Source organism: Endobacter medicaginis, assembly GCF_014192375.1.
Taxonomy (GTDB): domain Bacteria; phylum Pseudomonadota; class Alphaproteobacteria; order Acetobacterales; family Acetobacteraceae; genus Endobacter; species Endobacter medicaginis.
On record NZ_JACHXV010000002.1, the window covers coordinates 44,536 to 58,285 of the forward strand.

Here is a 13,750-nt window from a genome sequence, read left to right on the forward strand (position 1 = left end):
AGTGCGCCAGGACGGCCGGCACCTTGCGGAACAGGGCGGGCGCGGGCGTTTCGATGGTGCGGCTCCAGCAAAAAAGGCAGGAATCCGAAATACACGGGTCGAGTGGTCGGCTTAAAGCAGCACGACGCAACGCCGGAGAAAATGGCCCCATGCGACCCGCCCGCCGCCGACTGTCCGCACGGTATTGCTGTGTGCTGCTCGTCGCCTGTCTGAGCGGCGGCTGTGGGGTGCAGGCAATGGCCGAGCCTTCGCTGGTGCTGTTCGACGGCCGGGTTTTCACCGCCGATCCGGCACGGCCCGAGGCGCAGGCGATCGCGATCGAGGGCGAACGGATCGTGGCGGTGGGCGACGATGCGACGATCCTCGCCCTGGCCGGCAGCACCACCCGGCGCATCGATCTCGGCGGCCGCAGGGTGATCCCTGGGCTCAATGACGCGCATGCGCATCTGTCGATCGAGCCGGCGGACGAGGTCGTCGCCGATCCCGGCAGCCCTGATCCGGACTGGACCGGGCTGTCGGCGGCGCTGCGTCGCGCGGAGGCAGGTGCCGCGAGAGGGGCCTGGCTGATGGCAACGTTCGGCACCACGCTGTTCGCCGACCGTGCGGTGGACCGCACCGCACTCGACCGGCTGTGGCCAGACCATCCGGTGCTGCTGGGCAGCTTCGACGGGCATGCGGCGATCCTCAATTCCGCCGCCCTGCGCCGGCTCGGCATCGGCGAGGACATCGCCGACCCGGCCGGCGGCCGGTTCGAGCGCGATGCGGGCGGGCGGCTGAACGGGGTGGTTCGCGAATATGCGCTTGGTCAGGTCGCCGGGCGCCTCGCCGACCTCACCTCGGACGCGGACGCGCTGGCCGGGCTGCGCCACCAGATCGAGGCTGGCGCCCGCTGGGGACTGACGACCATCCAGGACATGCCGGCCTGCGGTTCGGTCGCGCGCCAAGCGCGGCTGCTGGCGCAGATGCCGAGCCCGATCCGCATCCGGCTGACGCGGATGAACTGCACCACGCCCACGGGGCCGGATTTCGACCAGAACCGCGATGTGGGTCCGCATCCATCGAGGCTGGTGTCGGTCAATGGCACCAAATGGCTGCTCGACGGGGTGACGTTCGAAGGCACGCTGACGCCGCGCGGGACGGGCCTGGCGCAGACGGCGGCCGCCAGGGGCCCGGGCAGCCCGCATGATCTGGCCGCGTTGCCGGCGCTGTTTCCGCCGGCGGTCGTCGAGGCGATGCTGCGCGACGGGCTGCGACGGGACGAGCAGCTGCAGTTCCATGTCTATGGTACGCCGGCCGCCGCCGAACTGCTCGACGCGATGGCACGCACTGGCGGGGCGGCGGTCTGGCGCGGGCGGCGGCTGCGCATGGAGCATGGCGACGGTCTGACCCCTGCCCTGCTTCGGCGCGCCCGCGCCATGGGCGTTGTGCTGTCGCAGCAGGGCACGCATCTCGATATCGGCGCGATCGATCGCGGTCTGCTGCCGGGGCTGCTGGTACGGATGCGCGCCGCGCGGGCGGAGCCGCTGCGCTCGGCGCTGACCGCGGGCATGCCTCTGGCGCTGGGATCGGACGGGCCGCTCAACCCGTGGCTGAGCATCGCCGGCGCGGTCAGCGATGCCAACCGGCCCGACGAGGCGATCAGCCGCACGCAGGCGCTGCTCGCCTACACCGCCGGCTCGGCCTTCGCGGAGTTCACCGAGGGTGACAGGGGCCGCCTCATCGCCGGACGGCTGGCCGACCTCACGGTGCTGGACCGCGACGTCCTCGTGGTGCCGGTCTCCGCATTACCGGACACGCATGCGCTGCTGACCGTGGTCGGCGGAGCCATTGTCTGGGATGCGCATGCGTTGCCGACGTCCGGGCGGTGACGAAGATTCTGGACACTCGTCCAGAAACGGCCCTTACTCGCGGTCAAGCGGCGAAACAGCCGCAGCCATGGGAAGGAAACCTCAGTCATGTCCTCTCAGGACGTGTTCGACTACGTCATCGTCGGCGGCGGCTCGGCGGGAGCGACCCTCGCCGCGCGTCTGAGCGAGGATCCGACGACCAGCGTCTGCCTGCTGGAGGCCGGCGGGAACGGCGACCATCTGCTGATCCGCGCCCCGGCCGGCGTGGTCGGGATCCTGCCGGGCTATGGCCATATCTCGAACTGGGCGTATCGCACCACGCCGCAACCCGGGCTCAATGGCCGGCGCGGCTACCAGCCGCGCGGCCGCTGTCTGGGTGGGTCGAGTGCGATCAACGCGATGCTCTACATCCGCGGTCACCGCGCCGATTACGACGGGTGGGCGGAGCTAGGCTGCGAGGGCTGGTCGTGGGAGGAGTGCCTGCCGTATTTCCGCCGCTCGGAGAACAACCAGCACGGCGCGGATGAGGTCCACGGTGGCGATGGCCCGCTCCAGGTCTCGGACCAGGCCTCGCCGAGACCCATCTCGCGCGCCTTCGTCGCCGCGGCGCGCGAGTGCCAGCACCGCGAGGTCGCCGATTTCAATGCCGGCGATAACGAGGGGGTGGGGCTGTATCAGGTTACCCAGTTCCATGACCGCGCGCATCGCGGCGAACGCTGCTCGGCGGCAGCCGCCTATCTCGAACCGATCCGGGCCGGCCGACCGAATCTGACGGTGTTGACCCGGGCACATGCGACGCGCATCGAGATCGAAGACGGCCGCGCGACTGGCGTGGCGTTGCGCCACGCACGACGCGACCGGCGGGTGCGGGCGCGTCGTGAGGTGATCGTCTCGGGCGGTGCGTTCAATTCACCGCAGTTGCTGATGCTGTCGGGAATCGGGCCGGCCGACGAACTGCGCCGCCATGGGATTCGCCCGGTGGTCGACCTGCCAGGCGTGGGACGCAATCTCCAGGACCATCTCGATTTCATCCAGGCCTGGACAACGAAGGATCACGACAATTTCGGCATCGGCGCCGCCGCCGGGTTGAAGCTGCTGGCTGAAGTGCTGAAATGGCGCCGTGACGGAACAGGGATGATCGCCACCCCCTTTGCGGAAGGGGCAGCATTCCTCAAGACCCTGCCGGAACTCGCCCTGCCGGACGTTCAGCTTCATTTCGTGATCTCGATCGTCGATGACCATGCCCGCAAGCTGCATATGGGGCACGGGTATTCGTGCCATGTCTGCACGCTGCGCCCACATGGGCGGGGAGAGGTCTTTCTCGAAAGTGCGAATCCATTTGCCGCCCCTGGCATCGACCCGGCCTATCTGTCGGACCCGCGCGATCTCGCGACCCTGATCCGCGGCGCGAAGCTGGTGCGGCGCATCATGCAGGCACCGGCGATGCGTCCCTATGTCGGGCGCGAGCTGTTCGGCGTTCATGACGACATGACCGATGCCGAGTGGGAACATCACATCCGCGCCCGCGCTGACACCATCTATCACCCTGTCGGCACCTGCCGGATGGGGCATGATCCGCTCGCGGTGGTCGATCCGCAGCTCCGCGTGCATGGCATCGATGGGCTACGGGTGATCGATGCGTCGGTGATGCCGACGCTGATCGGCGGCAACACCAACGCTCCCACCATCATGATTGCCGAACGCGGCGCGGATTTCATCCGGGCGGGTGCGATGCGGCACGCGATGGCGGCAGAGTGAGGAGCACGCAGCCATGACGATGATGACCAGCGCGCTAACGATCACCTCGCTGATCGAACATGCCGGACGATATCATGCCGGAACCTCGATCGTCTCGGTGGAGAGCGACGGCTCCGTCTCGCGCAGCACCTGGGGCAAGGTGGCGGCCGATGCGCGCCGGCTGTCGGGCGCGCTCGACCGGCTCGGCATCGCTCGCGGCGCACGCTGCGCGACGATTGCCTGGAACAATCGTCGCCATCTGGAACTGTATTTCGCCTGTCCGGGCGGCGGGCGGGTGATCCATACGATCAACCCGCGGCTGACGCCGGAGCATCTGTGCTTCATCCTCGGCCAGGCGCGCGATGAGGTACTGTTCTTCGACCGCACCTTCCTGCCGCTGATCGGCGCAATCCGGGCACGCGACAATCCGGTGCGGCATTTCGTGCTGATGGGGCCACGCGACGATGAGGCCGCCCTCGCCGTCGACGGCCTGCTGTTCTACGACGAACTGCTCGCCATGGGCGATCCGGACAGGCCCTGGCCGGAGGTGGACGAGACCGACGAGGCATCGCTGTGCTATACGTCCGGCACCACCGGGCGGCCGAAGGGCGTCGGCTACACGCATCGCTCCACCGTCCTGCATGCTCTGGGCGGCAACCAGCCCGACGGAATCGGCATCGCCGCGCGCGATACGGTGCTGCCGGTGGTGCCGATGTTCCACGTCAATGCCTGGGGCGCACCATACATCGCCGCCCTTGCCGGGGCGAAGCTGGTGCTGCCCGGCCCGAAGCTCGACGGGGCAAGCCTGGTGCGGCTGATCGATGACGAGCAGGTCACGGTCTCGCTCGGCGTGCCGACCATCTGGCTCGGTCTGCTCGGCGCGCTGGAAGCGACGGGCTCGAAGGCTGCGTCGATGCGGCGCACCATCGTCGGCGGTTCCGCCCTGCCACCCTCGATGGCGCGGCTGTTTCGCGAGCGCTACGGGATCGAACTGATCCATGCCTGGGGCATGACCGAGACCTCGCCGCTCGGCACGGTCAACCGGCCGTTGCAGAAGCATCTGACCCTGTCTGTCGACGAACGAGATGCGCTGCGCGAGGGACAGGGGCGCCCGCCCTGGGGCGTCGAGCTTCGCATCGTCGACGAGACGGGCCGCACATTGCCCGCCGACGGCGCAACGCAGGGCGAGTTGCAGGTCCGTGGCCACTGGATCGTCGCACGGTATGATGGCGCGCAGGAGAGCGCGCTGACGCCGGACGGGTGGTTCGCGACCGGCGACATCGCCACCCTCGATGCCGATGGATACATGGTGATCCGCGACCGCGCCAAGGACATCATCAAGTCGGGTGGCGAATGGATCTCCACCGTCGAGCTCGAGAACATCGCCGTCGCGCACCCTTCCATCCACCATGCCGCCGCGATCGGCGTGCGGCATCCGAAATGGGACGAGCGCCCGGTGCTCATCGCGGTCGCATCCCCCGGCAGTACGCCGGACGAGAGCGAGATCCGCGATCACTACCGCGACAAGGTCGCCAACTGGCAGATCCCCGACCGGGTGGTCTTTGTCGACAGCCTGCCGCTGGGCGCCACCGGCAAGGTCATGAAGAACGTCCTGCGCGAACGCTACGGCGACGTGCTGATGGAAAAGGTCTGAGACGATGAACCAGATCAACCGGATCGACTGTTTCGACGCCGACGCCCTCGATGCGGATGTGGCGGTGGTGTCCGCCGCCGCCACATCCTGGGCGCACACCACGACCGCCGAACGCATCGCGATTCTCGACGAGATCCGCGATCGCACTGCGGCCGTCGCCGATGGCTGGGTCGGGATCGCCGCGCGACGAAAGCTGCTGCCGGCCGGATCGCCGCTGGCCGGCGAGGAATGGCTGTCGGGGCCGTACGCGCTGATCTCCGCCTGCAACGGGCTGATCGAGACTCTGTCCAATCTGGACGGCAAGCGCTTTCTGCGGCGCCTGCGCAAGCGTCGCACCGCGACCGGACAGCTCGCTGTAAGGGTGCTGCCCCACACGCTGTGGGATCGGCTGCTGCTGTCGGGCGTGTCGGCGGAAATCTGGATGCAGCCCGGCGTGACCAGCGACAATCTCGCCAGCCATACCGCCTCCGCCTATGACGCACCCGCCGCCGGAAGGACCGGGCGCGTCGGGCTGGTGCTGGGCGCGGGCAACATCGCCGCGATCGCTCCGCTCGACGTGCTGCACATGATGTTCGTCGAGCACCGTGCGGTGATCCTCAAGATGAACCCGGTCAACGACTACCTGACCGAGTATCTGTCGAACGCCCTGCGGCCGCTGATCGTGCGCGATGCGCTGCGCATCGTGCGCGGCGGGGCGGATGTGGGTGCGTATCTGTGCGCGCATCCGTCGATCTCGGCGATCCACATCACAGGTGCTGCCGCCTCGCACGATGCGATCGTGTGGGGCGCGGGCGCGGAGGGTGTGGCCAACAGGGCCGCCGGAACACCGAAACTCGACAAGACCATCACCTCGGAACTCGGCGCGGTCTGCCCGACCATTGTCGTGCCGGGGTCATGGAGCCGCGCCGATCTCGCCTTCCAGGCCGAGCATATCGCCACCCAGAAGCTGCACAATTCCGGCTTCAACTGCGTCGCCTGCCAGATGCTGGTGATCTCTGCTCCGTGGACGCAGAAGGAGGCGCTGCTCGACCGGCTGCGCCGCGTGATGGCCTCCCTGCAGGGCAGGCCGGCCTATTATCCTGGTGCGGCGGCACGCCTGTCAGCATTCAGCGACGAGGCGGAGCGCATCGAGCGTGTCGATTTCGGCACCGACGGCGTGTGTCTCCTGGCACCCGCCCAGGCGACGACGCACGGGCGGATGACACAGACGGAAGTGTTCGGCCCCGCACTTTCGGTCCATGAGATCGGCGAGGACGATCCCGCTGCCTTCCTCGCGGCGGCGATCGACTATGCCAACACCCGGCTCCACGGCACGCTGGGGGCCAACATCCTGATCCATCCGGCGACGTTGCGGCAGATCGGGCAGCGCCGCTTCGAGGAGCTGCTGGGCGGGCTGCGCTATGGCGCGATCGCGATCAATGCCTGGTCGGGCCTCGCCTTTCTCAACACCGCCTGCAGCTGGGGCGCGTTTCCGGGCCATACGTTGCACGATGTCGGCAGCGGCATCGGCGTCGTTCACAATACCTGGCTGTTCGACAGGCCGGAGCGCAGCGTGGTGCGCGCACCCTGGCGGCCATTCCCGCGCAACCTGCTCTCCGGCGAGCTGAGCCTGCTGCCGAAGCCGCCCTGGTTCGTCAGCCACCGCACCCAGCACCACATGGGACGGTTGCTGACACGCTTCCAGCACCGCCCGAGCCTGCTGAAGCTGCCGCGCATCTTCCTGCACGCCCTGCGCGGCTGACGCGGATGATCGCATCGGCGCGCGAGCGGCGGCATGCGGCGCGGCGGGACGCGCTGGCCGATGCCGCCATCGAGACCTTGCAGAGCCTCGGCTATGCCCACACCTCGCTGCGCGACATCGCGCGGCGCACCGGGCTGTCGCTAGGCCGGCTGCATTACTATTTCGCCGATCGCAATGCGCTGATCGGCTATTGCGTGCGTCGCTACAAGGCGCGCTTCATCGCGGCGATCGAACAGGCGATCGGGGGTGCGACGCAGCCACGGGTGGTGGCCGCACGGGTGGTGGCGGCCCTCGCCGCCTCCATCCGCGACAATGCCGAAACCCACCGGCTCTGGTACGACATCCGCGGCCAGGCGATGTTCGACCCCGCACTCGTCGAGGTCGTCGACGAGGTGGAAACCGCACTGATCGCGATCACCACGCTGGTGACCGGACGCCTCGGCCTCGATCGCGCGCTGGCGCTGTCGATCTATCTCGCGATGGACGGACATTATCGCTACGCGATGCAGCGCCATCTCGACGGCGACGCGCAGATCGTGCTGGCATTCGAGCGGCTGGCGACGGAAGCTCTGGCGAGATTCCTGCCCGATGAGGTCCGGATGGATCACGACGCTCATGTCTGACGCGCTGAGGGCCGGGCTGCGCGCCAACTGGACGCAGGGCGATTTCGGCGAGGTCGCGCGGTTTGCGCAGCCGGCCGCGGACGCGTTCGTCGAGCGTCTCGCGCTGCGCCCGGGCGAGCGCGTGGCCGACATCGCCTGCGGCACCGGCAATCTCGCCGTGCCGGCGGCACGTGCCGGCGCCCGGGTCAGCGGCATCGACATCGCGCCGAACCTGATCGAGGCGGCCGCGGCACGGGCCGCGGCCGAAGGGCTGACGATCCGCTTCGACGAGGGCGATGCCGAGCGCCTCCCCTATGACGACGCCTCGTTCGACACGGTGCTGAGCATGTTCGGGGTGATGTTCGCGCCCGATCAGCATCGCGCTGCCGCCGAGCTGTTCCGTGTGTGTCGTCCCGGCGGGCGGATCGCGCTGGCGAGCTGGACGCCGGACGGCTTCGTCGGACGGATGTTCGCACTCGGCGCCCGGTTCGTGCCGCCACCTGCGGGGGTGGCCTCACCGCTGCGGTGGGGTCGCGCGGAAGATGTCGCCGCGCTGTTGCACGATGCGGCGGAGCTGCGGTTCGCCGAGGGCCGCGCCCGTTTCGACCTGCCGTTCGGGCCGGCGCAGACGGTAGCGTTCTACCGGCGCTGCTTCGGGCCGACGCTGCGCGCCTTCGCCGCCCTCGATGCGGCCGGGCAGGCGCGTTACGCGGACGCGCTGGAGGAGCTGTGGCGCGAGGCGAACATCGCTCCCGACGGACGCACCTGTGTCGAGGCGGCATATCTTGAGGTGATCGCGATCCGCTGACGTGCTTGAGTGACGACGCAAGGATGCAGCAGCGGGGACCCAGGCGGATGCGGTTCGAAGGCACGCAGGATTATGTCGCCACCGACGATCTCAAGGTGGCAGTCAATGCGGCGGTGACGCTGCGGCGGCCGCTGCTGGTCAAGGGCGAGCCCGGTACCGGCAAGACGGTGCTGGCCCAGCAGATCGCACGCGCCGCGGGCGCGCCGCTGATCGAGTGGCATGTCAAGTCGACGACCAAGGCGCATCAGGGCCTGTATGAATACGATGCCGTCGCCCGGCTGCGCGACGGGCAGCTCGGCGATCCGCGCGTGCACGACATTGCCAACTACATTCGGCGCGGCAAGCTGTGGAAGGCGTTCACCTCCCCTGCCCTTCCGGTGCTGCTGATCGACGAGATCGACAAGGCCGATATCGAGTTTCCCAACGATTTGCTGCAGGAACTCGACCGGATGAGTTTCGATGTCTACGAGACCGGCGAGACGGTGGCAGCCCGCGAGCGGCCGATCGTGGTCATCACCTCGAACAACGAGAAGGAGCTGCCGGACGCGTTCCTGCGGCGCTGTTTCTTCCACTACATCAGCTTTCCCGATCGCGAGACCATGCAGGCGATCGTGGACGTGCATTTCCCTGGGATCGACAAGCGCCTCGTTGCCCGCGCGCTGGAGATGTTCTTCCAGGTCCGCGAGACGCCGGGGCTGAAGAAGAAGCCGTCGACCTCCGAGCTGATCGACTGGCTCAAGCTGCTGATGCACGAGGAGATGCCGCTGTCGGTGCTGGCGGAAAAGGACGTCCGCAAGTCCATCCCGCCCCTGCATGGGGCGCTTCTGAAGAACGAGGCCGACGTGCAGCTCTTCGAGCGGCTGGCATTCCTGTCGCGGCGCGGCTGATGTTCCTCTCCTTCATCGAGGAACTGCGGGGCGCGGGGCTGAAGGTCGGGCCGAAGGAACACCTCGCCCTGCTGGAGGCGCTCGATGCGGGCGTGATCGAGCCGCGGGTCGAGGAATTCTATTATCTCGCGCGCGCGACCTTCGTGAAGGATGAAGGACAGATCGACAGGTTCGACCGCGTGTTCGGCCGGGTGTTCAAGGGCGTGGTCGAGGCGCAGGAGGAGGCTGCCGACATTCCCGAGGACTGGCTGCGTGCGGTGATGGAACGCATGCTCAACGAGGAGGAACGTGCGGCGATCAAGTCGCTCGGCTCGTGGGACGAGATCATGGAAACGCTCAGGAAACGTCTCGAGGAACAGAAGGAGCGTCACCAGGGCGGCAACAAGTGGATCGGCACCGGTGGCACCTCGCCGTTCGGCCATGGTGGCTACAATCCCGAGGGCGTGCGCATCGGCGGCCCGGGACGGCACAACCGGGCGATCAAGGTCTGGGAGAAGCGGGAATTCCGCAATCTCGACAATTCCGTCGAGCTCGGCACGCGCAACATCAAACTTGCCCTGCGCCGGCTGCGTCGCTTCGCGCGCGAGGGGGCAGCAGACGAGCTCGATCTCGACGCGACCATCGCCGGCACCGCGCGACGCGGCTTTCTCGATGTGGCGATGCGCCCCGAGCGGCGCAATGCGATCAAGCTGCTGCTGTTTCTCGACATCGGCGGCTCGATGGACCCGCATATCCATCTGTGCGAGGAGCTCTTCTCGGCGTTGACCGCGGAGTTCAAGCACCTCGAATTCTTCTATTTCCACAACTGCGTCTATGAAGGGCTGTGGAAGGACAACCTGCGCCGGCATGGCGAGCGCATCCCGACACGCGACGTGCTGCATCGCTTCGGCTCCGACTACAAGGCGCTGTTCGTCGGCGACGCGCGGATGAGCCCCTACGAGATCACCATTCCCGGCGGTTCGGTCGAGCACGACAATCCCGAGCCGGGAGCGGCCTGGATGCAGAGGCTGACCGCGACCTACCCTTGCGCCGCGTGGCTCAACCCGGTGCCGCCGATGGAGTGGGAATATTCGATGTCGACGACGCTGATCGGGGAACTGATGGGCGGGCGGATGTATCCGCTGACACTGGACGGAATCGATGCCGCCGCCCGTGCGCTGCTGCGGCCGAACGCACGCTGAAAGGAGCACAATACCTTCGGCGTGCTCCGTTCAGAAGCTCTCCCAGCCCAGCACATGCGCCGGATGGTCGGTATCGGACGGATCGATCAGCACCGTGATCCGCCGCCCGAACCGTGCGGGGCCGTCGGTTGCGAGGGCCTCGATTTCGTAAGCCTGGGCGCGCAGGGCGCGATCGGCGGCGGCAGCGCCGCCGGCGGAGAGGTTCGAGTTGCCGGCCAGCGACAATGCGCGCAGCACCACCGGATCGGCGAGTACGGGGTCGGGCTCCAGAGTGGTGGCCAGCGACAGATGCGGCCGCAGCAGCGCTAGCAGCTCAGGTGTCGTCCCGTAGACCAGCCCCAGCTCGCCAAGCGATTCGAACTGCGTCCCGGGCGGTCCCCAGTCGCGGTTGGTCTGGGTGTATTTCGCCGCCGACGGATCGCCCATGCCCGGGGTGCGCCAGGCAATCAGCGCGCCGGTGAGCGGTGCTGCGACCTCCCTGGGCACGCCGAGGGCCGTAAACAGACCCATCCATTCCTCCGGCGGGGCAAGGTTGGGATTGATGCGTCCGCCGAGCGCGATGATGCGCAAGGCCACCCGCGCCGCGCCGCCGGCCTGCGGGTCCGAACGCCACTGCCCGTCAGCGGGCCAGGGCGGCGCTCCCGGCAGGCGATGGAACAGCGCTGTGCGCGCCGCACCATCGGCCAGCGCCTCGAGGCGTGCGGAGCGCTCGAGATTGCCGGCGAGGGTCATCTCCGTGCGCCCGGCGCCGACGACGCGCGTGCCCAGCAGAGCCAGCAGACCCAGCGTCCACAGCACCACCAGCAGCGCGAAGCCGCTCTCGCGATGCCGCGGGCGCATCGTCTCAGGGGCCCAGGCCCACCGAGCGCCGCAGCCGCGCGTTCGGATCGGCGAAGCCGCCGGCGGGCAGGTTCTGCAGCATGTCCGGCACGCGCGCCGCGTGCTGGAGCTGCTCGCGGAGATCCTCGGTGAGGGCATAGGCGTCGCGCTGGTCGTGCACCACATGCGGGGTGATCAGCACCAGCAGTTCCGTACGCTGGCGCTTGTTGTTCTGGCTGCCGGCCAGCGCGCCGAGCAGCGGGATGTCCTTGAACCACGGGATGCCGGCATTGTCGCGCGAGACATTGTCACGGATCAGGCCCGCCAGCCCGACCGTGTCACCATCCTGCACGGCGACACGGGAGGTCACGTTGCGCTCGTTGAACGTCGGCGAGTTGATCGCCTGCCCGCCCGAGGTGGTCGGCGTGGTCGAAGACCCCACATCGCTGACCGTCTGCGACACATCGAGCGTGACCAGGCCGCCATTGTTGACGTGCGGGGTGACCTGCAGGATCACGCCGGTCTGCTGATAGCTGACGGAGTTGGTGATCGGCGCGTTGGCGGTGATCGTCGACTGCGTGGAGGCGGTCAGATACGGCACCAGATCGCCGACCATCAGCGAGGCGGGGTGGTTGTCGACCACCATCAGCTCCGGCGAGCTCAATACATGCACGGTGGTGACGTCCTGAAGCGCGTTGATGACGAACGGCGCCCCACCACCGCTATGGCCGCCGATGACGAAGCCGGGAAAGCCGGTCGACAGCATCGCCGCGGTGATCGCCGAGCTGCCGAGCGACTGCGAGGCGTTCGACAGCACGCCGTTGACGCCGCCCGACTTGAAGAAGAACTGCGTGCCGTATTGCAGGTTGTCGTTGAGCGTCACCTCGGCGACGGTGGCGTCGATGCGCACCTGAAGCGGGGTGATGTCGATCTTGCGCAGCATCGCCTCGATCTGGTCGTTCTCGTCCGGGGTCGCATAGACCAGCACCGCGTTGTTCTGCGGATTGGGGATGATGCGCAGCGCATTGGTGTCGGACTGGCCGTTCCGGCCACCGCTTCCGCTGCCGCCGAGCCCTGAGCCGCTGCCGCCACCCAGGCCGCCCAGCAACGGATTGCCGTCCGGAGAGCTGGTGGTGTTGCCGGTCTGGCCGCCCAGTCCGCCGGCGTTGCCCAGCCCGCCCATCAGGCCGCCGGACGAGCCCCCCATGCCGCCGCCGAGCCCGGAGCCGCCGCCGAACTGGCCACCCGACTGACCGTTCTGGCCCATCGCATTGCCCATCAGCGCATTGCCCTGCGACGCCTGGGTCACGGTGGGCGTCGGCTGTGCGGTGACATTGTCGGGGGTGAAGGCCTGCTGCAGCACGTAGGCGATGTCGTTGCTGCGGCTGTTCTGCAGGTAATAGACGTGCCAGGCGCGCACGGTGCGGCTGCGCTGCCGGGCGACGAGCCGGAACACGCGCTGCGCGTCCTCGATGAGCTGCGGGCTGCCGGCGGTGATCAACACCGAATCGATGCGCTCCATCGGCACCACGCGCACGCGCCCATAGAGCGGCTCGCCCTTCTGCGCGCCGAACGCGGTCTGGAGCGCGGTCGCGAAATCCTTCGCGGTGCCGGACTCGACCGGCAACAGCGCATAGGACTGCCCGGCCAGCGCGTCGACATCGAACGCGCGCACCAGTGCGAGCAGCGCCTCGCGCGTCGCCGGATCGCCGGCCACCACCACCGCGTTGGTGCCCGCATCGGCGACGATACGCGCGCCGTTCTGCGCGAACGGTTGCAGCACGCGCGCCAGGTTCTCGGCCGAGGTGTAGCGCAATGCGACCGCACTCTCGCCCACCGTATTGCCGCCGATCCCGGTCACCGCAGCGGCCGGCACGACGCGATACAGTCCATCCTGCTCGGCGAGCGCCGCGCCGTTCTGCGTCAGCAGCGCGCGCAGGGCGGGCAGGAGCTGGTCACGCCGAAGCGGCGTCGTGGTGTGCAGTGTCGCGGTGCCGTGCACGTTGGGGTCAATCGTGTAGTTCACATGCAGCTGGTTGCCGAGGATCTCGGCGCAGACGGCACGGATGTCGGAATCGGCGAAATCGAGGTTCACCGTGCCAGCGCCACCCGCATCGTCATCGCCGCCGCCGGCCATCGCCCGTGCGCCACCCGCGCGGCCGCCGCGGCCGACGCTGAGCAGTGCACCGTCCTCGTGTGGGGTGAGGTCGATCGCGCCGCTGACCCGGGGCGTCGCGACCGTGTTGCCTCCCGACGGCGCCGGCAGTGGCCGCAGCGGCGGCTCGAGCTGCCGGGACGGGCCGCACCCGTCGAGACCGCCGATCATCGGCGCCAGGACCAGCATGATGGCGGCCCGCCGCGTCCGAAGACGCGCACGGCGCGACCGGGCATAACTCGTATCGGCGACGATCGGTTCCATCAAAAAGCTCTGTCGCAGGCGGCGGTCGGCCTGACAAGCGACCCGCGGGACATAC

General features: G+C 68.5%; 10 protein-coding genes. 8 read left to right on the forward strand and 2 right to left on the reverse strand.

The window, feature by feature from the left end; all coding sequences use genetic code 11:
* The first annotated feature begins 149 nt into the window (after window positions 1–149).
* The 8 genes from FHR90_RS02265 (at window position 150) to FHR90_RS02300 (ending at window position 10,457) form a co-directional block, all read left to right on the forward strand.
* On the forward strand, window positions 150–1,868 hold the full coding sequence (locus FHR90_RS02265; RefSeq protein WP_183274688.1) for an amidohydrolase: 1,719 nt from the start codon (window positions 150–152) through the stop codon (window positions 1,866–1,868).
* An 87-nt stretch (window positions 1,869–1,955) separates the two neighbouring features.
* Window positions 1,956–3,605, forward strand: coding sequence for a GMC family oxidoreductase (locus FHR90_RS02270; protein ID WP_176623709.1), 1,650 nt, complete (start codon window positions 1,956–1,958; stop codon window positions 3,603–3,605).
* A gap of 13 nt (window positions 3,606–3,618) precedes the next feature.
* Window positions 3,619–5,238 carry a long-chain fatty acid--CoA ligase gene (locus FHR90_RS02275; protein WP_218062020.1) on the forward strand — a complete coding sequence of 540 codons (1,620 nt, stop codon included), beginning with the start codon at window positions 3,619–3,621 and terminating at the stop codon, window positions 5,236–5,238.
* Between the two features lie 4 nt (window positions 5,239–5,242).
* Window positions 5,243–6,979 (forward strand): aldehyde dehydrogenase family protein, encoded by a 1,737-nt coding sequence (locus tag FHR90_RS02280; protein ID WP_176623707.1) that lies wholly within the window; start codon window positions 5,243–5,245, stop codon window positions 6,977–6,979.
* A 5-nt stretch (window positions 6,980–6,984) separates the two neighbouring features.
* Window positions 6,985–7,602 (forward strand): TetR/AcrR family transcriptional regulator, encoded by a 618-nt coding sequence (locus FHR90_RS02285; protein ID WP_176623705.1) that lies wholly within the window; start codon window positions 6,985–6,987, stop codon window positions 7,600–7,602.
* The gene (locus FHR90_RS02290; RefSeq protein ID WP_183274689.1) at window positions 7,595–8,389 is read left to right on the forward strand and encodes a class I SAM-dependent methyltransferase; all 795 of its coding nucleotides are present in this window, start codon (window positions 7,595–7,597) and stop codon (window positions 8,387–8,389) included. Before FHR90_RS02285 ends, FHR90_RS02290 begins: the two co-directional genes overlap by 8 nt.
* Before the next feature lie 47 nt (window positions 8,390–8,436).
* On the forward strand, window positions 8,437–9,276 hold the full coding sequence (locus FHR90_RS02295; protein WP_176625401.1) for an AAA family ATPase: 840 nt from the start codon (window positions 8,437–8,439) through the stop codon (window positions 9,274–9,276).
* The gene (locus FHR90_RS02300; RefSeq protein WP_176625399.1) at window positions 9,276–10,457 is read left to right on the forward strand and encodes a vWA domain-containing protein; all 1,182 of its coding nucleotides are present in this window, start codon (window positions 9,276–9,278) and stop codon (window positions 10,455–10,457) included. The genes FHR90_RS02295 and FHR90_RS02300 overlap by 1 nt, the downstream gene beginning before the upstream one ends.
* Before the next feature lie 30 nt (window positions 10,458–10,487).
* Here the strand turns inward: FHR90_RS02300 and FHR90_RS02305 are convergent, their stop codons facing one another.
* Entirely contained in the window at window positions 10,488–11,297 is an 810-nt protein-coding gene (locus FHR90_RS02305) for a type II secretion system protein GspK (RefSeq protein WP_183274690.1), read from the reverse strand.
* A 4-nt stretch (window positions 11,298–11,301) separates the two neighbouring features.
* On the reverse strand, window positions 11,302–13,695 hold the full coding sequence (gspD, locus tag FHR90_RS02310; RefSeq protein WP_221188193.1) for a type II secretion system secretin GspD: 2,394 nt from the start codon (window positions 13,693–13,695) through the stop codon (window positions 11,302–11,304).
* Between the last annotated feature and the right edge of the window lie 55 nt (window positions 13,696–13,750).

What these genes read in the sequence shown, in the direction of transcription:
- FHR90_RS02290 (WP_183274689.1), top strand. Translation starts at nt 7,595, where the DNA reads ATGTCTGACGCGCTGAGGGCCGGGCTGCGCGCCAACTGGACGCAGGGC.
- FHR90_RS02285 (WP_176623705.1), top strand. Translation starts at nt 6,985, where the DNA reads ATGATCGCATCGGCGCGCGAGCGGCGGCATGCGGCGCGGCGGGACGCG.
- FHR90_RS02295 (WP_176625401.1), top strand. Translation starts at nt 8,437, where the DNA reads ATGCGGTTCGAAGGCACGCAGGATTATGTCGCCACCGACGATCTCAAG.
- FHR90_RS02270 (WP_176623709.1), top strand. Translation starts at nt 1,956, where the DNA reads ATGTCCTCTCAGGACGTGTTCGACTACGTCATCGTCGGCGGCGGCTCG.
- FHR90_RS02305 (WP_183274690.1), bottom strand. Translation starts at nt 11,297, where the DNA reads ATGCGCCCGCGGCATCGCGAGAGCGGCTTCGCGCTGCTGGTGGTGCTG.
- FHR90_RS02300 (WP_176625399.1), top strand. Translation starts at nt 9,276, where the DNA reads ATGTTCCTCTCCTTCATCGAGGAACTGCGGGGCGCGGGGCTGAAGGTC.
- FHR90_RS02280 (WP_176623707.1), top strand. Translation starts at nt 5,243, where the DNA reads ATGAACCAGATCAACCGGATCGACTGTTTCGACGCCGACGCCCTCGAT.
- FHR90_RS02275 (WP_218062020.1), top strand. Translation starts at nt 3,619, where the DNA reads ATGACGATGATGACCAGCGCGCTAACGATCACCTCGCTGATCGAACAT.
- FHR90_RS02265 (WP_183274688.1), top strand. Translation starts at nt 150, where the DNA reads ATGCGACCCGCCCGCCGCCGACTGTCCGCACGGTATTGCTGTGTGCTG.
- gspD (WP_221188193.1), bottom strand. Translation starts at nt 13,695, where the DNA reads ATGGAACCGATCGTCGCCGATACGAGTTATGCCCGGTCGCGCCGTGCG.